The organism is Saccharopolyspora kobensis (assembly GCF_900108315.1).
In the GTDB taxonomy this organism is placed as follows: Bacteria; Actinomycetota; Actinomycetes; order Mycobacteriales; family Pseudonocardiaceae; genus Saccharopolyspora; species Saccharopolyspora kobensis.
The window spans coordinates 234,863-256,371 of sequence record NZ_FNVB01000006.1; the positions used below are offsets into that span (position 1 = coordinate 234,863).

14 protein-coding genes are annotated in these 21,509 nt (G+C 70.7%); 11 read left to right on the forward strand and 3 right to left on the reverse strand.

Annotated features, from left to right (window positions below; all coding sequences use genetic code 11):
• Positions 1–10 precede the first annotated feature (10 nt).
• The 4 genes from wzt to C4T78_RS21585 all read left to right on the forward strand — a co-directional run bounded on the left by wzt (position 11) and on the right by C4T78_RS21585 (position 5,750).
• Complete coding sequence (gene wzt, locus C4T78_RS21570; RefSeq protein WP_408005536.1) at positions 11–814, forward strand: galactan export ABC transporter ATP-binding subunit Wzt/RfbE; 804 nt, start codon at positions 11–13, stop codon at positions 812–814.
• Positions 811–1,725, forward strand: a complete 915-nt coding sequence (glfT1, locus tag C4T78_RS21575) for a galactofuranosyltransferase GlfT1 (RefSeq protein WP_093356273.1) — start codon at positions 811–813, stop codon at positions 1,723–1,725. Before wzt ends, glfT1 begins: the two co-directional genes overlap by 4 nt.
• 224 nt (positions 1,726–1,949) lie before the next feature.
• Positions 1,950–5,252: an arabinosyltransferase domain-containing protein gene (locus C4T78_RS21580; protein WP_093356275.1), complete on the forward strand. Its 3,303-nt coding sequence runs from the start codon at positions 1,950–1,952 to the stop codon at positions 5,250–5,252.
• A gap of 231 nt (positions 5,253–5,483) precedes the next feature.
• Positions 5,484–5,750: a hypothetical protein gene (locus C4T78_RS21585; RefSeq protein ID WP_093356276.1), complete on the forward strand. Its 267-nt coding sequence runs from the start codon at positions 5,484–5,486 to the stop codon at positions 5,748–5,750.
• Positions 5,751–5,920: 170 nt separating this feature from the next.
• On the opposite strand, the gene C4T78_RS21590 is transcribed toward C4T78_RS21585, so the two are convergent.
• Together C4T78_RS21590 and C4T78_RS21595 are read right to left on the reverse strand one after the other, a co-directional pair.
• Positions 5,921–6,415, reverse strand: coding sequence for an LppP/LprE family lipoprotein (locus tag C4T78_RS21590; protein ID WP_235863718.1), 495 nt, complete (start codon positions 6,413–6,415; stop codon positions 5,921–5,923).
• Positions 6,416–6,625: 210 nt separating this feature from the next.
• Complete coding sequence (locus C4T78_RS21595; RefSeq protein ID WP_093356279.1) at positions 6,626–7,069, reverse strand: GtrA family protein; 444 nt, start codon at positions 7,067–7,069, stop codon at positions 6,626–6,628.
• A 199-nt stretch (positions 7,070–7,268) separates the two neighbouring features.
• Between C4T78_RS21595 and dprE1 (C4T78_RS21600) the strand changes: the two genes are divergently transcribed.
• The 5 genes from dprE1 (C4T78_RS21600) (at position 7,269) to C4T78_RS21620 (ending at position 13,345) form a co-directional block, all read left to right on the forward strand.
• Positions 7,269–8,633, forward strand: coding sequence for a decaprenylphosphoryl-beta-D-ribose oxidase (gene dprE1 / locus C4T78_RS21600; RefSeq protein WP_093356280.1), 1,365 nt, complete (start codon positions 7,269–7,271; stop codon positions 8,631–8,633).
• Positions 8,634–8,659: 26 nt separating this feature from the next.
• Entirely contained in the window at positions 8,660–9,994 is a 1,335-nt protein-coding gene (gene dprE1 / locus C4T78_RS21605) for a decaprenylphosphoryl-beta-D-ribose oxidase (protein WP_177247716.1), read from the forward strand.
• Positions 9,991–10,746 (forward strand): decaprenylphospho-beta-D-erythro-pentofuranosid-2-ulose 2-reductase, encoded by a 756-nt coding sequence (gene dprE2 / locus C4T78_RS21610; protein ID WP_093356283.1) that lies wholly within the window; start codon positions 9,991–9,993, stop codon positions 10,744–10,746. The genes dprE1 (C4T78_RS21605) and dprE2 overlap by 4 nt, the downstream gene beginning before the upstream one ends.
• A gap of 563 nt (positions 10,747–11,309) precedes the next feature.
• Complete coding sequence (locus C4T78_RS21615) at positions 11,310–12,647, forward strand: hypothetical protein (RefSeq protein ID WP_235863719.1); 1,338 nt, start codon at positions 11,310–11,312, stop codon at positions 12,645–12,647.
• A 152-nt stretch (positions 12,648–12,799) separates the two neighbouring features.
• A complete protein-coding gene (locus C4T78_RS21620; RefSeq protein ID WP_093356284.1) occupies positions 12,800–13,345 on the forward strand; it encodes a DUF4232 domain-containing protein in 546 nt (181 codons plus the stop codon).
• A 3-nt stretch (positions 13,346–13,348) separates the two neighbouring features.
• Here C4T78_RS21620 and C4T78_RS21625 read toward each other — a convergent pair whose 3' ends face one another.
• Positions 13,349–14,839: a hypothetical protein gene (locus C4T78_RS21625; RefSeq protein ID WP_235863720.1), complete on the reverse strand. Its 1,491-nt coding sequence runs from the start codon at positions 14,837–14,839 to the stop codon at positions 13,349–13,351.
• A 185-nt stretch (positions 14,840–15,024) separates the two neighbouring features.
• Between C4T78_RS21625 and C4T78_RS21630 the strand changes: the two genes are divergently transcribed.
• A complete protein-coding gene (locus tag C4T78_RS21630) occupies positions 15,025–18,192 on the forward strand; it encodes an arabinosyltransferase domain-containing protein (protein WP_093356285.1) in 3,168 nt (1,055 codons plus the stop codon).
• Between the two features lie 155 nt (positions 18,193–18,347).
• Entirely contained in the window at positions 18,348–21,509 is a 3,162-nt protein-coding gene (locus C4T78_RS21635; protein WP_235863721.1) for an arabinosyltransferase domain-containing protein, read from the forward strand.

A 21,509-nucleotide genomic window follows, 5' to 3' on the forward strand; every position in this document is an offset into this window, starting at 1 on the left:
CAGCATCGACGTGTGGAATGCGGCGGTCGACTTCCCGATCTTCGACGCGAAGTCCCGCTCGCTGAAGAAGGCCGTCCTGGGCAAGGCCGGCGGCAAGATCGGCACCGACAGCCGGGTGCCGATCATCGAGGCGCTGCACGACATCGACCTGTCGCTGCGGCACGGTGACCGGGTGGCCCTGGTCGGCCACAACGGCGCGGGCAAGTCCACCCTGCTGCGGCTGCTCAGCGGCATCTACGAGCCGACCCGCGGCAGCGCCCGAGTGGTCGGCAAGGTCGCGCCGGTGTTCGACCTCGGCGTGGGCATGGACCCGGAGATCTCCGGCTACGAGAACATCATCATCCGCGGCCTCTTCCTGGGCATGACCCGCAAGGAGATGGAGAAGCGGATCGACGACATCGCCGAGTTCACCGAGCTCGGCGACTACCTGGCGATGCCGCTGCGCACCTACTCCACCGGCATGCGGGTGCGGCTGGCGCTCGGCGTGGTGACCTCGATCGACCCGGAGATCCTGATCCTGGACGAGGGCATCGGCGCGGTCGACGCGGAGTTCCTGGAGAAGGCCCGCGACCGGCTCAACGACCTGGTCAAGCGGTCCGGCATCCTCGTGTTCGCCTCGCACTCCGACGAATTCCTGATCGAGCTGTGCAGTTCGGCGATCTGGATGGACAAGGGCGGCATCCGCGAGCAGGGCTCGCTGCGCGAGGTCCTGACGCACTACAAGGGGTACGACCCCTTCGAGCACCTCAGTGAGGAAACCCTGGCCCGGATCGGCGAGTCCGCGGCCACGATCGGGAGCAAAGAAGGCTCATGAGCACCGACTCCGCACAGCAGCTGCCCGCCGGATCCGTAGTCGCGGTGATCGTCACCAGACACCGTCGCGAGCTGCTGGCCGAGTCCCTGAAGGTGATCGGCAGCCAAACCAGGCTGCCGGACCACCTCGTGGTAGTCGACAACGGCCCGGACCAGTCCGCCGAGGACGTGGTGGCGGACTGCCCGATCCCGTCGACCTACATCGCCTCGCAGCGCAACCTGGGCGGTGCGGGCGGCTTCGCGCTCGGCATGCTGACCGCGCTGTCGCTGGGCGCCGAGTGGGTGTGGCTGGGCGACGACGACGGCCGCCCGGCCGACGAGCAGGCGCTGGAGACGCTGCTGGAGGTCGCCACCAAGCGGCGGCTGGCCGCGGTGTCGCCGGTGGTGGTCAACATCGACACCCCGGACAAGCTGGCGTTCCCGCTGCGCCGCGGGCTGACCTGGAAGCGGCGGGTCAGCGAGCTCGGCGCCGGCGACTTCCTGCCCGGCATCGCCTCGCTGTTCAACGGCGCGCTGTTCCGCGCCTCGACGCTGGACGTGGTGGGCGTGCCGGACTACCGGCTGTTCTTCCGCGGTGACGAGGTGGAGATCCACCGGCGCGTGCTGCGCTCGGGGCTGCCGTTCGGCACCACGCTGAAGACCCGCTTCCTGCACCCGGACGGCTCGGCGGAGTTCAAGCCGATGCTGGGCGGCCGGTTCCACGCGCAGGACCCGTCGGACGCGAACAAGCGCTACTACACCTACCGCAACCGCGGCTACCTGCTGTCGCAGCCGGGCATGCGCAAGATCGGCGCCCTCGAGGTGGTCCGCTTCGGCCTCTACTTCGTGGGCCAGAAGCGCGACCCGAAGGCCTTCAAGGAGTGGCTGCGCCTCGTCCGCCAGGGCCAGCGGGAGCAGTTCTTCCGCCGCTGACCGACGCGCGGTCCGTGAGCGCGTGACAGCGTTGTGCGCTCGCGGACCGCCCGCAGGAACCGGCTGCGGCGGAATGGAAAAGCAGTCACCGAGTGGTCACGAAATACTGAGAATGGCCTGAGAGCAACCTGAGTCCGCAGCTCACGGCGTTGGCCGAGGTGTTCCTCTGCACACCCGCGGAATGCCGCGAAAGGGCCCGGACCAGCAACTACTATTCTCCACCCGTGCTCAGTGGCCAGGAGGAAAGCCGCCGAACGGACGATGCGTCGGCGCGCACCGAGACGACCCGGAAACCGCCCGCGAAACGGCTGAAGCTCTTCGCGTCGGTCCTCGGGCTGCTCGGCACCGTGCTCGCGCTGGCAGTGCCGTTCCTCCCGGTCAACTACGACATCACCACGCTGAAGTGGCCGACGGCCGAAGGCACCAAGTCGGTGTCCGCGCCGCTGCTGAGCTACTCGCCGCTGTGGCTGAAGGCCGACGTCCAGTGCGCCTCGGCGCGCAGCCTCGACGCGCGCACCAACGGCCCGGGCATCCTGCTGAGCACCAACCCGCCCTCCTCGGACTACGGCAACCTGACCGGCCTGGTGCTCCAGGTCGACAACAACCACCTGACGCTGCTCAACAAGGGCCAGCAGATGGGCACCGTGCCGCTGCCCGAGGGCGACTGCGCGATCTCGCTGCACTCCGACGCCTACGAGACCACCGCGACCGTGGGCGCCGAGTCGCTGGCCAACCTGCACGGCGACCAGCGCCCGCAGCTCACCGGCATCTACTCCGGCCTCAACGACGCGATCGACGACGTGCGCGGCCTGTCCTTCGAGGCCCGCGTCGACAACCGCTACGAGAGCCAGGCGACCACCATCAAGCTCACCGCGATGGTGCTGGCCGTGGTGGCGTTCATCGGTTCGCTGATCTGCCTGCGGCGGCTGGACGTGCGCGCCGGGCGCCGCCCGCCGAAGTGGGCACCGGCGGGCTGGTGGAAACCGACGTTCCGCGACGTGTCGGTGATCGGTGCGCTCGTCGTCTGGTGGGCCATGGGCGCCATGACCTCGGACGACGGCTACATCCTGAACATCGCGCGAGCGCGCGAGAGCTTCGGGTACGTCAGCAACTACTACCGCTGGTTCGGCGGTCCGGAAGCGCCGTTCGGCTGGTTCTACGAGCTGTACGCGCTGTGGGTGCAGGTCTCCACGGCGACGCCGTGGGTACGCCTGCCCGCGCTGCTGATGGGCATCGTGTCCTGGCTGCTGATCAGCCGTGAAGTGCTCCCCAGGCTCGGCCAGCAGGTGCGGCGCTCCAACGCCGCCGGCTGGGCCGCCGCCGCGGTGTTCCTGGCGTTCTGGCTGCCCTACAACAACGGCCTGCGCCCCGAGCCCGTCGTGGTGCTGTTCTCGCTGCTGGCGCTGTGCGCCGTCGAGCGCGCGGTGGCCACCGGCCGGTTGATGCCCGCCGCACTGGGCCTGGTGGTGGCCGCGCTGTCGGTCGGCGCGAACCCGCACGGCCTGGTGTCCGTGCTGCCGTTCATCGCGGCGCTGAAGCCGCTGTTCCGGCTGGTGCGCAAGCGGGCGCAGGAGTTCGGCTGGCTGCCGGTGCTGGCGCCGATCGCCGCCTCCGGCTTCGTGATCCTGACGCTGGTGTTCTCCGACCAGACGTTCAAGTCGGTCATGGACGCCACCGAGCTGCGCACCGACCTCGGCCCGAGCCAGAGCTGGTACGAGGAGCTCAGCCGCTACAACCTGCTGTTCAGCTCCACGCCGGACGGCTCCATGACGCGCCGCTTCCCGGTGCTGCTGGTGATCCTGTGCCTGGTGACCTGCGCCGTGGTGCTGCTGCGCCGCAGCCGGATCCGGGGCGCCGCCCTCGGCCCGAGCCGGCGGCTGCTGGCGATCACCGCGATGTCCTTCGGCGTGCTGGTGCTGACGCCCACCAAGTGGTCCCACCACTTCGGCATCTTCGCTGCCTTCGGCGGTGCGCTGGCCGCGCTGACCGCGCTGGCCACCAGCAGCACGGTGCTGCGGTCCAAGCGCAACCGCGCGGTGTTCGTCGCGATGCTGATGGCGATCCTGGCGTTCGCGGCCACCGGCCCCAACGCCTGGTGGTACGTCTCGGGCTGGGGCGTGCCGTGGTTCAACATGCCGCCGCAGATCGCCGGCTACAAGCTGAGCACGATCTTCCTGATCGTCGCGGCCATCGCGCTGATCGTGGCGTTCATCGAGCACCTGCGCATCGACGAGAACAACCCCAAGGTCGTCGACGAGAGCTTCGGGCGCGAGGAGAAGCGCAGCCGCGCGCTGCGGCTGGGCACCGCGCCGCTGTCGATCGTGTGCGCGCTGCTGGTGCTGTTCGAGCTGGCCAACTTCGGCAAGGTCATCCAGAAGCAGTGGGGCAGCTACAGCATGGGTGCCGACAACGTGAAGCAGATCGTCGGATCGAGCTGCGGGTTGTCGGACTACGTCTACGTCGAGACCAACCCGCAGTCCGGCATGCTGCGGGTCTCGCCCGAACAGCCGAGCGTCGGCGCGCCGTCGCAGGACGTGCGCATCCCGATCCCGCCGAAGCGGCTGGAGGGCAAGGAGGACATCAACGAGTTCATGCGGGCCAAGATGGTCGGCTTCAACCGGCCCGGCCTGCCCGCGGGCGACGGCACCGATCCGCAGGAACCCGACTGGAAGCCACCGCACCAGTTCGGCAACGACCGGGCGCCGGTGTGGGGCAGCTACGACCAGGCCGGAACCGGCACCGGCGAGCTGCGCACCCAGTGGTACGACCTGCCGGAGCGGGCCCGGACCGGTGAGGTGCCGGTGGTGATCTCGCTGGCGGGCAACGAGTTCGGCGCGAACTCGATCTCGCTGGAGTTCGGCCACGACACCGAGAACGGCTTCCTGATCACCGCGCGCAAGTACGTGGTGCAGCCGGGCGGCCCCGGCTGGCGCGACTTCCGGTACACCATCGGCGGCCTTTCCGAGGGCGCCACCAAGATGCGCGTGGTCGCCACGGACAACTCGGTGGGCCCGAACGGCTGGATCGCGATCAGCGCCCCGCGCGCGCCGCAGCTGGTGAACATGACCGACTTCGTCGGCGACCAGCCGACGTTCGTGGAGTGGACGGCGGCGCTGGTGCACCCGTGCCTGCAGCTGCCGGGCGTGCACAACGGCGTCGCGGAGATCCCGAAGTTCCGGGTGGCGGCGGGCGCCGAGGTGCGCGAGGTCGGCCAGGGCTGGTCGTCGCCGGACGCGGGCGGCCCGTTCGGCTGGCTCAACGTGGCGACGAGCATGCGCGAGCTGCCGACGTACCTGAAGAACAACATCCACCGGGACTGGGGCTCGCTGTACGCGGTCGACCCGTACGAGCCGGACGCGCTGCCTGCGCAGGCGGCGATGCAGGTGCACCGCGAAACGCACTGGGGCACCTGGACGCCGGGTCCGCTGTCGAAGACGGTCCACCTGCCGGGCGACGTCCCGAGCAGCGACGACCGCAACGACGTCAAGGCCTTCGAGGTCCCGGAGGAGGCGGAACCCGAGCAGTGACGTCGCGGATCCGTCCCCCGGAGTGCAATTTCAATTGAAATTGGAGGTCCAATTTCAATTGAAATTGCGTTCTCGGGGAGCCGCCGGCGGTACGCCTTGGGCGAAATGCGCTGGTGAGCGGGGTTTCGGGGTCTGCCGAGGGTGAAACCGGGTGTTCCGGCCGGGTCTGGCGTGGTGCCCTGGGATCCGGGTCCTCGACCGCCGAGGACCGCTGCGATTGGGAGGGTTCCCATGCCCGACACGCGACCTGGCCTGGTGCTGCACCTCGCGGGCGTCAGCCAGCCACTGCACATCGCGCTCGACCAGACCGAGGCGGACACCCTGCGCGACGTGCTCGCCGACCTGATGGCCAACGGCGAGACCAAGGCGCTCACCACCGCCGACGGCGGCAGCTTCGCGGTGAACTTCGCGCACGTGGCCACGGCCCACGTCGAGACGACGCGCTCCGACGCCAACGCCTACGGCGCTCCGGCCCGGGGCACCGGCTTCCGCAACTGACCGCCCGGACCGCTGCGCGAAATCGGCGTTCGACGGGCGTGCTGGCCGCCGATCTCGCGCGAAACCGCCCTCCACCACGCACGGGCCCGTCGATCTCGCGAGATCGACGTTCACCCGGGTGCGGTCGACTTCTCGCGAAAATCGACCGCACGCCCTCCGGCGGCCCGGGCTCAGTCGCCGGGGCGGTTCGGGTTGGTGGAGATGGGCGGGTCGGCCTGGAGCTGGTCGCCGACCAGGCGGATCGTGTGCTGGGTCGGCGTGCCGCTCGGGCAGCAGCCCGGGTCGTCGGCGTTGTAGACCGGGAATTCGACCCGGACCGCGGTGCCGTCCTGGGAGAGGATCCGCATCATTCCGATGTCGCCCGTCTGCTGCGCCAGCCGCTGCCCGTCGAAGAAGAACAGGGCCTGGCAGCGGCCGTTCGCGCTGCCCGTGCACATCGCCTGGATCACCCGGACCGGCCCGGCCAGCTCGCCGTCCGGCGGCGTGGGTGTGTAGCCCGCCGCTTCGATCTGGGCGAGCGCGGCGGCGAGGTCGAAGCTCTCGACGACGGGCTGGCTCGTCGCGGGAGCCGGAGGCGGCGGCGCGGCCTTCTCGGGCTCAGCGGCCTGACCGCAGCCGACGAGCAGAACGGCGAGCAGGGACAGCAATCCCGCAGTACGACGCACCAAATCCTCCGAAGTCCGATCTCCCCGGGTGGGACGCGCCGCGCAGTCGTTCCGTTCCACCTCCGCCCGAACGCGAAGAGCTCCGTTTCCCCTGGTCAGTCCCCGTGAGTGCTTTGGGGTGCCATAGCGCCCCAAAGCGCTCACGGTCCTTGACCTGCGGAAACGGAGTTCGGATCGCGGACTTGGGCATCGGTGCCGACCACGGCGCGGTCACTCGCGGAAGACGACCCACTTGAGCATCACGAAGTTGATCAGGGTGCCGAGGCCCTGACCGATGATCCAGCACAGCGTGACCAGCCACGGCGTTCCTTCCGCGCCCGTCATCATCACCAGCAGCTGGTTCGTTCCCCAGTTCACGAAGAACGTCACGATGTAGACGAGGGCGAAGCCACCGGCCTTGGCCTTGGTGTTCCCGGTGTTCGCGCCCTGGAAGGTGAGCTTGCGGTTGATCAAGTAGGACGCGGAGGTGCCGAGGATGAAGCTGATCCCCCTGGACAGCCACACCGGCCACCCGAGCACGCCCAGCATGAGCGAGTAGGTGCCGAAGTCGATGATGGCGCAGCCACCGCCGATTACGACGAATCGGATAAGCTGGTTCACAACGCCCAGGCGCTTGGGCTCCGTCTGGTCCGTCTGGGCTTCGGCCACGGCCACTGGTTCACCTCGGGATCGACGACAGGTCGTTCGGCGTCCAGGGCTTCGTCGCTCCGGAGCACCCGGCTGGGCGCCGAAGACGCGGGGGCTCGAACTCCGCACACGTCCCGGGCGAGTGTAGCGATGACGCATCGCACACCGCCGCGGACCGCGCGCACCCGCGGCTGTCGGCCACCGCTGCGCGGATAGACTCGGCTGGGTGGGATCGGTAAAGGACGAGCTTCAGACGCTGACCGGCTGGGGGCGCACCGCGCCGACCCGGGCCCGCGTCGTCAGCACCCCGGACGTCGAGGCGATCTCGAAAGCCGTCCGCGAGGCAGGTCCGCGCGGTGTCATCGCCCGCGGCCTGGGGCGCAGCTACGGCGACCCGTCGCAGAACGCGGGCGGCACCGTCATCGACATGACCGCCCTCGACCGGGTGCACCTGATCGACGTGGACGACGCGACGGTGGTCGTGGACGCCGGTGTGTCGCTCGACACCCTGATGCGCCGGCTGCTGCCGCACGGGCTGTGGATCCCGGTGCTGCCCGGCACCCGCCAGGTCACCGTCGGCGGCGCGATCGGTTCCGACATCCACGGCAAGAACCACCACTCGCAGGGCTCGTTCGGCAGCCACGTGCTGGCGCTGGACCTGCTCACCGCCGACGGCGAGGTCCGCACGCTGACCCCGGACGGCGAGGGCTCCGAGCTGTTCTGGGCCACCGTCGGCGGGATGGGCCTGACCGGCATCATCCTCAAGGCGACGATCAAGCTCAAGCGCGTCGAGACGGCCTACTTCCTGGTCGACAACGTGCAGACCAAGAACCTGGACGAGCTGATCGAGCACTTCACCGACGGCTCGGACGACAACTACGTCTACTCGGTGGCCTGGTTCGACTCGCTGGCCCGCGGCGACAAGCTGGGCCGCGCGCTGCTGACCCGCGGCAACTCGGCCACCATCGAGGACCTGCCGAAGAAGCTGCGCAAGGACCCGCTGAAGTTCAACGCGCCGCAGCTGATGACCGCCCCGCCGATCTTCCCGAACGGGCTGGTCAACAAGCTCACCATCACCGCGTTCAACGAGGTCTGGTACCGCAAGGCGCCGACCAGGTTCGGCCTCGTGCAGAACATCACCCAGTTCTTCCACCCGCTCGACCTGGTCGGCGAGTGGAACCGGGTGTACGGCCCGAACGGCTTCCTGCAGTACCAGTTCATGGTGCCGTTCGGCCAGGAGGCGATGTTCCGCCGCTCCATCGACAAGATCAGCGCATCGGGTCACGTGTCCTTCCTGAACGTGCTCAAGACGTTCGGCGAGGGCAACCAGGCCCCGATGTCGTTCCCCCGCAAGGGCTGGACGCTCACCGTCGACATCCCCATCACACCGGGCCTGGACCGGCTGTGCACGGAGCTGGACGAGATGGTCCTGGAGGCAGGCGGCCGCCTGTACCTGGCCAAGGAGTCCCGCACCACGGCGGAGATGATCGAGCAGATGTACCCGCGCATCGGCGAGTGGCGCAAGATCCGCGCCGCCGTCGACCCGGAGGGCGTCTTCCACTCCGACCTGTCCCGGAGGCTTGACCTGTGACCGCAGCACTGGAGACCAAGGAACTGATGGGCTGGGCCCGCACCGCTCCTTCGCGGGCGCGCGTGCTCAGCACCACGGACCTCGACGCGATCGCGGAGGCGGTCCGCACGGCCGACGAGCGCGGCGTCATCGCCCGCGGTCTGGGCCGCAGCTACGGCGACGTCGCGCAGAACGCCGGCGGCACCGTCATCGACATGACGCGGCTGAACCGGATCCACGAGATCGACCCGGACACCGCGATCGTCGACCTCGACGCCGGTGTCAGCCTGGACCAGCTGATGAAGGCGGCGCTGCCGCACGGCCTGTGGGTCCCGGTGCTGCCGGGCACCCGCCAGGTGACCATCGGCGGCGCGATCGCCAACGACATCCACGGCAAGAACCACCACAGCGCGGGCAGCTTCGGCAACCACGTGGTGTCGATGGACCTGCTCACCGCGGACGGCGAGATCCGCACGCTGACGCCGGAGGGCCCGGAAGCGGAGCTGTTCTGGGCGACCGTCGCGGGCATCGGGCTGACCGGCATCATCCTCCGGGCCAAGATCCAGATGACCCGGACCGAGACCGCGTACTTCATCGCCGACGTCGACCGGACGGCCAACCTCGACGAGACGATCGAGCTGTTCAGCGACGGCTCCGACGAGAAGTACACCTACTCCTCGGCGTGGTTCGACACGATCTCCACCGGTCCGAAGCTGGGCCGCGCCGCGTTCGGCCGCGGCTCGCTGGCCACGGTCGACCAGCTGCCGCCGAAGCTGCGCGCGAACCCGCTGAAGTTCGACGCGCCGCAGCTGCTGACGCTGCCGGACATCTTCCCGCCCGGGCTGGCCAACAAGCTCTCGTTCACCGCCATCGGCGAGCTGTACTACCGCAAGACCCCGAAGCGCGGCCGGGACCTGATCCAGAACCTCACCGCCTTCTACCACCCGCTCGACCTGTTCGGCGAGTGGAACCGGGCCTACGGCTCCCAGGGCTTCCTGCAGTACCAGTTCTCCCTGCCCTACGGCAAGGAGGAGGACCTCAAGCGGATCACCCGCAAGGTCGCGCACTCCGGGCACGTCTCGTTCCTCAACGTCATCAAGAAGATGGGCGAGGGCAACCGGGCGCCGCTGTCCTACCCGCACCCGGGTTGGCTGGTGTGCCTGGACTTCCCGATCGTCAACGGGCTGGGCCGGTTCTGCACCGAGCTCGACGAGGACATCCTCGCGCTCGGCGGCCGGCTGTACACCGCGAAGGACTCCCGGACCACCGCGGAGACCTTCCACACGATGTACCCGCGGGTGGAGGAGTTCCGGAAGATCCGCCAGACCGTTGACCCCGAAGGCATTTTCGCTTCAGACATGAGCCGGAGGCTTGAGCTGTGATCGACGCCGTTGGAAACCCGCAGTCCCTGCTGCTGCTCGGCGGCACCTCCGACATCGCGCTGGCGACGGCCGAGAAGTACGCCGCTCAGCGGCCGCTGCGGATCGTGCTGGCCGCCCGCGAGTCGGAGCGCCTGGACGCCGCCGCCGAGCGGCTGCGCAAGACCGGCAGCACCGTGGTGACCGTGCCGTTCGAGGCGCGCAAGATCGAAACGCACGCCGAGGTCATCGACAAGGCCTTCGCCGAGGGCGACATCGACATCACGCTGGTGGCGTTCGGCGTCCAGGGCGACAACGAGCAGGGCTGGACCGACGTCGAGACCGCCCGCGAGATGGCCGAGGTCAACTACGTCGCCCCGATGACGCTGGGCGTGCGGCTGGCCGAGAAGCTGCGCAAGCAGGGCCACGGCCACCTGGTCGTGATGTCCTCGCCGGCCGCCGAGCGCGCTCGCCGCTCGAACTTCGTCTACGGCTCGTCGAAGGCCGGTCTGGACACGTTCTTCAGCGGCCTGACCTACGCGCTGGACGGCTCCGGCGTGAAGGTCACCGTGGTGCGCCCGAACTACGTGCACACCAAGCTGACCGAGGGCATCAAGCCCGCGCCGATGGCCCAGCAGCCGGAGCAGGTCGCCGAGGTGATCGTGGACGCGGTCCGCAAGGGCAAGGAGCAGGTCTGGGCCCCGGCCCAGATGCGCTGGGTGATGACGGTCCTGCGGCACCTCCCGCGCGTCATCTTCCGCCGCCTGCCGTTCTGAGAGTCCTTCCAGACTCATCGAGCGACGGGGTCGCCGCGGTTCGTCCCGGCGGCCCCGTTCGTCTTTCCGGGTGTACGGAATGTCCGTCCATAACGTTTTGGTCTTTCAGGCAACGTTCCCGAGTCCGGATGCGATCTCCACTGTGACGGCGCCGTTGCGCCGCCCCGATGGCTTCCCGACGCGCTGCGCGCTGGGGGAAGGCGGATGCCTGGAGAAGTGGGGTTCACCGGGTAACCGTGTCCGTGGGCCCTCCACCTGCCCTGTTGTCCGGGGGGCCCACGGAGCTTCGCCGCACCAGCTGCTCGCCGGGCGAGAACGCCGAAGTCACCACGTCCAGCAGCGCCACGCCCCGACCCGCCCGTGCACGGACCGGAGGGCGATGGCCAGCGCCGCCGCGAAGGACGGGATCGACCGCGCTCCAGGAGGCGTTCGCCATCCTGTTGGCGCCCATGCGGGCGCCGCGATCCCCGGTCGCCGAACATTCGCGAAAACCCCCGGAACGCCGGGCAACCGGAACGCCCCGCCGCGCGATCAATGGTTGACCGAGCGAAAAGGGGTTTCGCGTGACCGCAAGAAGAATCGCGGCGTCGACCGCCGCGGCAGCAGCACTCGCCCTGGCCGTGACCGCACCCGCAGCGGCGCAGGACGAGCCGATCACGGCACCGCATTCCTCGACACCGGCGCCGACCACGGCACCGCACCCTTCGACACCGGCGCCGACCACGGCACCGGACTCCTCGACATCCGCGCCGACCACGGCACCGGACTCCTCGACGCCGACCACGGCCCCGGGAACTTCGACGCCCGCGCCGGACTCGTCGACGTCGGTGCCGACCACGTCGGCGACCGCCGAACCGGATCCGGGCGACGGCGCGATCCAGCAGCGCTACGAGTCGATGTCCGAGCAGGAACGCGCGGAGGTCGGCGAGCCCGTCGGCGGCGAGGTGGTGGCCGACGAGGGCCTGCGCTGGCAGGAGTTCACCTACGCCCGCTTCTACTGGACGCCGGACACCGGGGTCACCGTCGTGCGCGGCATGATCTACCAGCGGTTCCTGGACCTGGGCGGGCACGACGAGCTCGGTGTGCCGATCACCGACGAGCTGGCCAGCAGCGGTGGGGGTCGCTACAGCGACTTCCTCTCCGCCGACGGCGCGGTGCACTCGGCGATCTACTTCTCGACCCGCACCGGTGCGCACCTCGTCGTCGGGCCGATCCTGGAGCACTTCCGCGCGCTGGGCGAGGACGCCCACTTCGGGTACCCGGCGACCGACACCCGGCTGACGCCGGACGCGTTCGGCGCCTACAACCACTTCGTGATGCCGGGTTCCTCCCGCCAGGACGCCTCGATCTACTGGACGCAGCCGACCGGGGCGAACGCGGTGCAGGGCGCGATCCGCGCGAAGTGGGCCGAAAGCGGTTGGGAGGCCGGGCCGTTGGGCTACCCGGTGACCGACGAGCTGACCGCACCGGACGGTGTCGGCCGCTACAACCAGTTCAACGGTGACGGCGCCTTCCCGGCCGGGATCGTGTGGAGCCCGGAGACCGGCGCGCACTCGCTGCAGGGCGTCATCGCCCAGCGCTACATCGAGCTGAGCGGTCCGGGCGGCGTGCTCGGCTACCCGACCACCGACGAGCTGGGCACGCCGGACGGGCGCGGCCAGTACAACCACTTCACCGGCACCGGCGGGGCGTCGATCTACTGGACGCCGCAGACCGGCGCGCACGAGGTGTACGGCGGCATCCGCGTCCGCTGGGCGCAGCTCGGCTGGGAGCGCTCCTACCTGGGCTACCCGGTGAGCGGCGAGCACGACGTCGAGCGGGGCCGCGCGAGCGACTTCGAGCACGGCGTCATCGAGTGGCACCGCGACACCGGCGAGGTCGTCGACCGACCTACCCGGTGATCCACGGTGCGTGCGCGGTGATGGGGCGCGCCATCACCGCGCACGCACCCGTGTGAGCCAGGTCACCGCACCCGCCGCGGAACTGCGTCCCCCGCCGCACGTCTTCCGAACAGAAAGCGTTGACGGCACTTCTTTCAGGGGAGACACGGGAAATGCGCGCTCACACCATCGGCAAGACGCTGCTCGCGGCGACGGTCTGCGTCGTTTCGCTCAGCGCCTGCGGGAACCTCTCCGCGTCCGAAGAGGACGGTCGGACCGGTTCGGCGAGCCTGATCGCCGACGACGGTTCCGCCTCGTGCACGACGGAGCAGCTGGAACCGACCTTCGTGCTCGCCACCACCGGCAAGGTCGCCGGCCACGTCTCGGTCGCCAACACCGGCAGCGAACCCTGCGTGCTGGACGCCTCCCACCCGATCATCCAGTTCAACAACCGCGACGCCCTACCCATCGACGGCGTCACCTACCGGCAGGGCAACCCCGGCAGCGGCCCGATCACCCTCGCACCCGGCGAGTCCGCGGCCGCGGAGCTCGACTGGAACGACATGGGCCCGGAGTGCGTGGCCCGCGTCTGGGGGATGAGCCTCTCGGTCCGCCCGGAGGACCAGCCGAAGTCGGTGGACCCGCTGCTCAACGACAAGCCGTGGGTGTTCGACCTGTGCGGCGACGAGGTCACCGTGCACGGCTGGCAGAAGGTCTGATCGTCACCGCTCCCGGGTTTCGAGGACGAGGTGGGCCTCGCCGGCCCAGGTCGAGGTGATGGTCCAGGCCCCGGCCGGACCCGGCTCCCGGCGCAGGGTGTGGGTGACCGGGCGCGGGGCCTCCGGGGTGAAGTTGCGGTAGTTGAACTCCAGCAGCGCGCGGACCGGCGGGCCGGCCGTCGCCAGCCGCTGGGCCAGCTGGTCGGGGAGGTAGCCGCGGTCGGAGAAGCCGTCGACCACCGCGCAGTCGCAGAAGTACGCGAGGGCACCGATCTCGCCCGGGCTGGTGACCGTGCCCGTACCCACCAGGCGGCCGACCTCGGTGCCGACGCGGGCGTAGTCCGCCGCGCTCGCCCAGTTCGTCGTGATCGCGGACTCGCGCCACGGCGTCCCCTGCGCGGCCGCGAACCACGCCTGCGCGACGAGCAGGGCGCAGCCGAGCAGCAGTGAGAGCTCGCGCCGGATCGCCCCGAGCACACCGGCCAGCAGCAGCGAAAGCCCGATCATGCTCGGCGCGTAGTACCAGTGGTACGGCGGAACGCCCAGCAGCGTGTAGACGTAGTAGTGCGCGACGCCGCCGATGCCGAGCAGCGCCCACGGCCACAACCGCACCGCGCGGCGGAACGGGCGCAGCGCGCACACCACCGGCAGAGCGACCAGCCCGAGCAGCGGCGGGATCAGCGAGATCACCACGGCCGTCGGGAAGACCTCGTGGTAGAGCCAGAGCCCGTTGCTGAAGTCCCAGTCGCCCCAGGACTTCTGCAGCTGCTTGATGACCAATGTGTCCGGCACCGCGGATCCGAAGTAGAACCAGCTGAAGGTGAACCAGGGCAGCGCGATCGCGGCGGTGCTCAGCAGCCAGCGCCACCAGCCGCGCCACAGCGCAGGCCTGCCGACCAGCACCACCAGCACGAAGACCGCCAGGTCCAGCCTGGTCAGCGCGAGCAGCCCGGCCGCCACTCCGAACAGGACCGGCCTGACCTGCACCGATGCCAGCAGCAACAGCCCGAGCAGCGCCGCGGCCAGCGTCATCTCCAAACCGACCGACGAGAGCACCAGCGGATTGCCCGCGACCAGCAGCGCGCCCAGCGGCCCCACCCAGCCGGGCAGCCCCGAGCGGCGAGCAGCGGCGCGCAACAGCAGCGCCAGCGCGATGTTGGCCAGGACGAACACCGCGCCCAGGGCGACGACGGGCTGCCGCAGCACCGCCGTGAACGCGGCGAGGACGAGCACGTTCAGCGGTGCGGTCGCGGAGTTCGACACCTCCCCACCGATCAGGCCCCAGTGCCCGTGGAACGCCAGGTTCCGGGCGTAGCTCAGAGTGATGTAGGCGTCATCGATCAGGGCACCGTGCACCACCCAGAAAACCACCGCAGCGACCGCCCCGACGACCACCGTCCACACCGGCCAGCCGCTCCGGACCCGCTGCTCGCCCTGGTCGACGCGGGTCCAACCGTGGTCCGGGCGCAACGCGGCACCCTCTGCAACACGCACTCGCGCACTCCCCTCCGCTCGACGTGTGCACGCCGCTGCGGACGGGTTCGTTGCCCCGATCGGGGAACTTGTTGTGTGATGCCTATCGTCAGTCGGCCGGACGAATTCGGCGCGCGGCAGCGGTGTTCGCGCAACACGTTCGACAGGATTACCCGCGGCGCCCCAGCGAAACGCCGGGAGGACTTTTGGAGCACCTCAGCAGCTCCGCACAGCTCGAACGAACCGCCGAGCCCGAGCCGACCGAACCACCGCGCCGGCGCGGGCCCGGCCGGTGGCTGGCGCACCTGCTCGCGCTCTGCGTCGGCGTCGTCGGGCTGGTCTGCGCGTTGTCGCTGCCGTTCGCGCCGGTGTGGGTGGACCGCACCGAGGTGCGCTGGCCGGACGCGCAGGCCGAGACCACGACGGCCCTCTTCGCGCCCTACCGACCGGCGGAGTTCGAGGCGTCCGTGCCGTGCCCGGTGCTGCGCAACGCGCTGGAGCGGCCGGGGCGCACCACCGTCCTGACCACGCTGCCGCCGGGCAGCGACCGCGAAGGCCTGGTGCTCACCACCGAGGACGGCGAACCGCGGCTGCTGCTCGGGCAGCAGCAGGTCCAGCTGCCGCCGAACGCCTGCGGGCTGGACATCAGCGCCGACTCGCAGCGCTCGCTGGTGACCGTCGACGGCCGGGCGCCGATCGCGCTGGCCGGCGTCGCCGCGCCGGAGATCTTCACCTTCGCCACCGACCTCGAACCCGGCCAGCTGACCGGGCTCTCGGTCACGGCCCGGACGTTCTCCTGGTTCGACACCTCGCCGACCGAGGCCAAGACGACCCTGATCACCACCGCGCTGGCGCTCGCGCTGGTCTCGCTGGCCCTCCTGTTCGTGCACGCACCACCGGCGTTGCGCTCGGTCCGGGTGGCGCTCACCCCGCTGCCGGTGGACGTCGGGGTCGCCGCCGTGCTGGCGGCGTGGCTGGTCATCGGCCCGCTGACCGATGACGACGGCTTCGCGATGATGACCGTCCGCAACTACGACGACGCCGGGGACATCGGCAACTACTACCGCTGGTTCAACGCCTCGGAGACGCCGTTCACGCTGGTCCAGCACCTGATGCGGTGGTGGTCGGCGGACGACCTGACACCCGCCTGGCTCCGGGTGCCCAGCGCGGTGGCCGGCCTGCTGACCTGGTTCGTCGTCAGCCGCGGCATCGTGGCACCGGTCTGCCGGGGCACCCGGCGGTTCCCGCTGCACCTGGTCACCGCGGTGTTCTTCCTGGCCTGCTGGCTGCCGTTCGGCCTGGGCATCCGCCCCGAACCGTTCCTCGCGCTGGGCGCCTCCGCGCTGGTCGCGGCGCTGCTGAAGCTCGGCCGGACGCGCGCCCCGCAGCTGTGGCTGGGCATCGCGGCGCTGCTGACGGGGCTGACCGTGGCGATCACGCCCACCGGCGTCAGCGCGCTGATCATCGTGCTGGTCTTCGCGCCGCGCATCTGGCGGGTGCTCGCCCAGCCGGGTGCGCTGCCGCGCTGGGTGCTGGTGCCGACCCGCGCGGCGCTGGCCGCGTGCCTGGCGGGGACCGGCCTGGTGGCGATGTTCGCCGACTCGACCTGGCGCGGCGTCATGGCCGCGACCGAGATCCACGACGAGTTCGGGCCGAGCCTGGGCTGGTACCAGGAGATCGACCGGTACGCGGCGCTGCTGGGCACCTCGATCTGGGGCACCTCGGCGAAGCGGCTGGCGGTGTTCCTGGTGATCACCGCCGCGCTGCTCGCCGGCGCCTGCGCGATGCGGCAGATCCACCGCTGGACCTCGGTGGGCGAACTGCCGGTGCTGCTCGGCGCGGCGGTCGCGGTGCTGGCCGCGCTGTGGCTGACGCCGTCGAAGTGGACGCACCACTTCGGCTCCCTGGCCGGGGTCGGATCGGCGCTGCTCGCGGTGGTCGTGGTGGTGCTGGTGCGGGTCGGCAGGCTCCAGCACGCGAAGCGGGAGGCCCGGCTGCTCGGCGTGTTCGGCGCGGTCGCGACGTCCTTGGCCGCGGCGCTGGCGTTCATGGGCCCGAACACCTGGCCGATGCACTCCGACTTCGCCGTGCCGTGGTCGGATTCCCCGGTGCGGCCCGACGTTCCGCTCGACAGCCCGGTGTTCTGGCTGGCCGGTGCCGTCCTCATCGGACTGCTCGCGCTCGGCTTCCTGCGCCTCCGCGCGGCGGTGTGGGCCCGGCCGCGCAATCGTCTGATGTGGACGATCATGCCCGCCTCCGTGCTCAGCGGGGCGGCACTGGCCTCGGTGCTGGTCCTGCTCGGCTCGCTGGCCGCCGCGCCGCAGGTCATGGGCGACCGGTTCTCCGTGGCGCGGATGAACTGGCAGGGCCTCCGCAGCGGCACCTGCGGACTGGAGGACGAGGTCCAGGCGCTGCCCGTCGCCGAGCAGCTGTGGCCGCTGGTCGGCGAGGCCGAGCTGGACGGGTTCACCGCGGGCGGCGCACCGCCGCAGGAAGCGGACGTGACCAACGCGGGATCGGGCGAACCGCTGCGGGTGGTGCCGCCGGAGACCGAACCGGAGAAGGGCCCGCGCGACGAGGTGCAGGCGACGTCGGCGAGCGAGCACTCCTGGACGAGCCGCACCGGCGGCCCGCAGAACACCGGCTCGCTGATCAGCCCGTGGTTCGGAATGCCGCAGCTGACCAACGACCAGGCGCTGTCGCTGTGGATCGCCGGGCGGCCCGAGCAGGGCAACTCGCTGGCGCTGGAGTTCGCCGCCGCGGACCGACCGCTGGGCGTCCGCGAACTGCGCGACCCGCCGCCGACCGACCCGCCCTTCGACGACCCGCGCCACGGACGGCCGGTCGACTGGCGCAACTTCCGCGACTGGCGGCTGCACACCATCGACGCCCGCGACATCCCGCGCGGCGCGGACCGCGTGCGGATCCTCGGCGAGGACCGCACCACCGACGAGCAGGGCTGGCTGTCGGTGAGCGGCCCGGTGGTGCGCGACGTGGTGCCGCTGCGGCAGGCGCTCGACGCGCGCGGGCCCGTGCTGATCGACTGGACGATGAGCTTCCTCTTCCCGTGCCGCAGCGACTACCCGCAGGTCGCGGGCGGGGTGGCGAGCAGTCCGCGGCTGATGGTGACCCCGCCGACCGGCGACTGGGGAATGGCCGTCGACCCGAACTGGGGCGGGGTCTTCGCGGGCGCGACGATGCTCTCCCGCCGCATCGAGATCCCCACCCGCCTGCGCGGCGCGCCCGGCCACGCCTGGGGCCACCTCTACGCGGTCGGCTACGGCATCGAACGAGACGCCTACACGACGACCCGCACCTGGGAAACGATCGGCGGCGCTCACGGAGACGCCCCGTACCCCTTCAAGGAGCACTGATCGCGTCACCCCGGCGGCGGTCGATTTCGGGCGAAAGCGACGCGGCCCTGCCCGGGGTGGGAGGACGGGTGACGCTCGTTCAGGTGCTGCGGGATCCGGTCGGCTGGCTGAAACTGGTTCGCATTGTGCATCCAGCCAGTTGACCGGGGGGCATCGTGGCGGACCGGGCGGGAGCGGCGGAACTCGACCGCCCGCTGCCCGCGCCGACCCCGCGCGAGCGCCGGTTTCCCGGCGCCGTCGGGCTGCTCGTCGGAATGCTGGGCGTGCTGGTCGCACTCGCCGTGCCGCTGGCACCGGTGATCACCCAGCAGGTCACCGCGACCTGGCCGAAAGCCGGGCAGCTGCCCGAAAGCACGCTGGCCTTCGTCGTGCCGTACCACCCGGCCGAGGGACAGGTGCGGATCCCGTGCCCGGTGGTCCGCGCCGGGCAGCAGCGCGCCGCCCCGACCACGCTGGTCGCCAGCCGACCGCCCGGCCAGCCCACCGAGGGCTTCGCCGTCACCACCGCGAACGACCACGTGATCGCCCTGATCGGCGGCCGCGAAGCGCTGCGCGCGCCGATCACCGCAGCTTGCGACGTCGCCATCGACGCAGACAGCACGGGCAGCCGGGCGCGGATCGGCGACCGGGCGGTGGAGCTGCCCGGTGTGCGAGTCCGGGACATCGTCGCGTTCGCCACCGACCTCGAACCCGAGCAGGCGACCGGCCTCCAGGTCCGGGTGACCACGGCGAACTGGTTCGAGAACTCCCCCACCACGACCAAGAACCTCCTGGTCACCACCCAGATCGTCCTCGTCCTCCTCGCCTTCGCCACCCTCCTCGCCCACGACCGGTCCCGCCGGAAGCACGCAATTTCAATGGAAATCGAACCCCCAATTTCAATTGAAATTGCGGACCGTCGGCGTGTCGCCGCCCGACACTCCGACGGCGCGTCGGATGGTGGCGCAATTTCAATGGAAATCAGACGTCCAATTTCAATTGAAATTGCATCTCGCGGGCGGAGTCCGGTGCTGGGGCGCCTCGTCGACGTCGGGCTGTTCATCGTGCTCGCGGGGTGGTGGGTGGTCGGACCGACCACGCCGGACGACTCGTTCGCCGCGATGACCGTCCGCAACGGCCTGCTGACCGGCGACATCGGCAACTACTACCGCTGGGAGAACGCCTCCGAAGCCCCGTTCACGCTGGTCCAGCACCTGCTCGAACCCGTCGCCGCGTGGAGTGCCAATCCGCTCGCCCTGCGCATCCCGAGCGTGGTCGCGGCCGCGCTGACCTGGCTCGTGCTCAGCCGCGGAATCCTCGGCGCGGTGCTGCCGGAGCACTCCCGACTCGGTTCGGTCCGGCTGCTGGCCGCCGTGAGCTTCCTGGCCTGGTGGCTGCCGTTCGGACTGGGCGTGCGCCCGGAACCGTTCGAAGCGCTGGGCCTGGCCGCAGTGCTCGCCTGCGTCCTCCAGGCGGTGCGGCGCGACCGGGTCGCGTGGCTGGGGCTCGCCGCGCTGGCAGCCGGGCTGTCGGTCGCGGTGAACCCGATGGGCATCACCGCGCTCGCGCCGTTCGCGGTGCTCGCACCGCAGCTGCGGCGGCTGCTCAGCGTGCCCGTCGTGGCGCTGCTCGGTGGTATCGCCGCCGTCGGCGTGGTGGTGATGTTCGCCGACCAGTCGCTGTTCGGCGTCCGCAAGGCGACCGAGCTGCACGCGCACTACGGGCCGGACGTGCCCTGGTTCCAGGAAGTCCTGCGCTACCAGTACCTGCTCGGCTTCGACCTGCAGGGCGACATCGCGCGACGCGCTCCGGTGCTGCTGACCGCGCTCATCGCCGGCTACAGCGGCCTGCTGCTGCTGCGCGGCGCCCGGCGCCTGCCCGGCATGGCGCTGGCGCACGTGCCGCCGCTCTGCCTGCTGCTGAGCGTCCTCCTCATGATCGCGACACCCTCCAAATGGACGCACTATTTCGGCGCGCTGGCCGGAGTCGGAGCCGCTACGCTGACCGCAGGTGCGGTCCTGATCACATTCGCCGCCCGGCACCTCGCCCGCGACCGGGTGGTGCTGGTGGCGGGTGGGCTGTGCACCGCCCTCGCCGCGCTCGCCGCGGCGCTGGCGTTCGCTGGAAAGAACAACTGGTTCCTGCACTCCCAGTTCGGAGTGCCTTGGGGAGAGCAGCCGGTGCGACCGCTGAACAACCCCGCGTGGTGGTTGCTCGCGGTGGCCGCGGCACTGGCGGTGTCCGTCCTGAGTGGACGCACCGGCCGGGCTCGGCGGCTGCTCGTCCGGATTCCCGCGCTGGTCGGCGTGGGCGCGGTGGGGGTGACGGTGGCGATCGTGCTCGGTTCGTTCGTCCTCGCGCCCATCCGGCAGGCCGATGCCTATTCGATCGGCGGCCAGGGCCTGGCCGCGCTGTCCGGCGGCAGCTGCGGCATCGCGGACCACGTGGTCGCCACCCCGGACGTTCCCGGCGGTGCGCCGGCCTCGAACGGACCTGCCGAGAGCTACGGCTTCAGCGCCGGCACCGGGCACGCGCAAGAATTCGCGCCACCCGAAGGGGTGAACGAGTTCTGGGGCAGCCTGGGCGGCGGACAGATCTCCACCGGCGAGCTCACCACCGGCTGGTACTCGCTGCCCGCGCTCGCCCCGGACCAGGAGCTCGCGGTGGCGGTCGCCGGGCGCAGCGGCGACGGCAACCGGGTGGCGCTGGAATTCGCCTCGCCCACCGGCGTCCTCGGCGAGCACGTCCTGGACGACACCTGGCTGGACGCCGACGAGCGCCCGGCCTACCCCGCCGACCACGTGGTGCCGGACCGCCCGCAGGACCACCCCGCCTGGCGCGACCTGCCGGTTCCCGCCCGGGACATCCCGGCCGGGGCGACCGCGGTGCGGATCCGCGCGGTGGACGGCACCACCGATCCCGCGGGCTGGCTCGCGGTGGCCGGGCCGCGCGTCCGGAACGTCGTGCCGCTCCCGGAGTACCTGCGCGGCGAGGCGCCGGTCCTGGTGGACTGGTCGATGACCTGGAACGCGCCGTGCCTGCAGGACGTGCCGCGGGTGGCCGGCGGCCTGGTCGAGCCGCCCGCGCACCTCGTGATCCCGCCCAGCGGCACGGGTTTCGGCGGCAGTGCCGCATACGTCCGCGACATCGGCGGTGTCTTCGCCGGTGTGCGGGAAGTCGGTCACCAGAAAGAAGTACCGACCCGACCACTCGGCGTCGAGAAAACCCCGGAGTACTCCGAATGGGGCCACCTCATCGAGGTGCATTACCCGATGCCGGGCAACGAATACGACGTGCAACGCGTTCCTGTTCCACGGTGGGGTTGGCGAGGGGAGTGA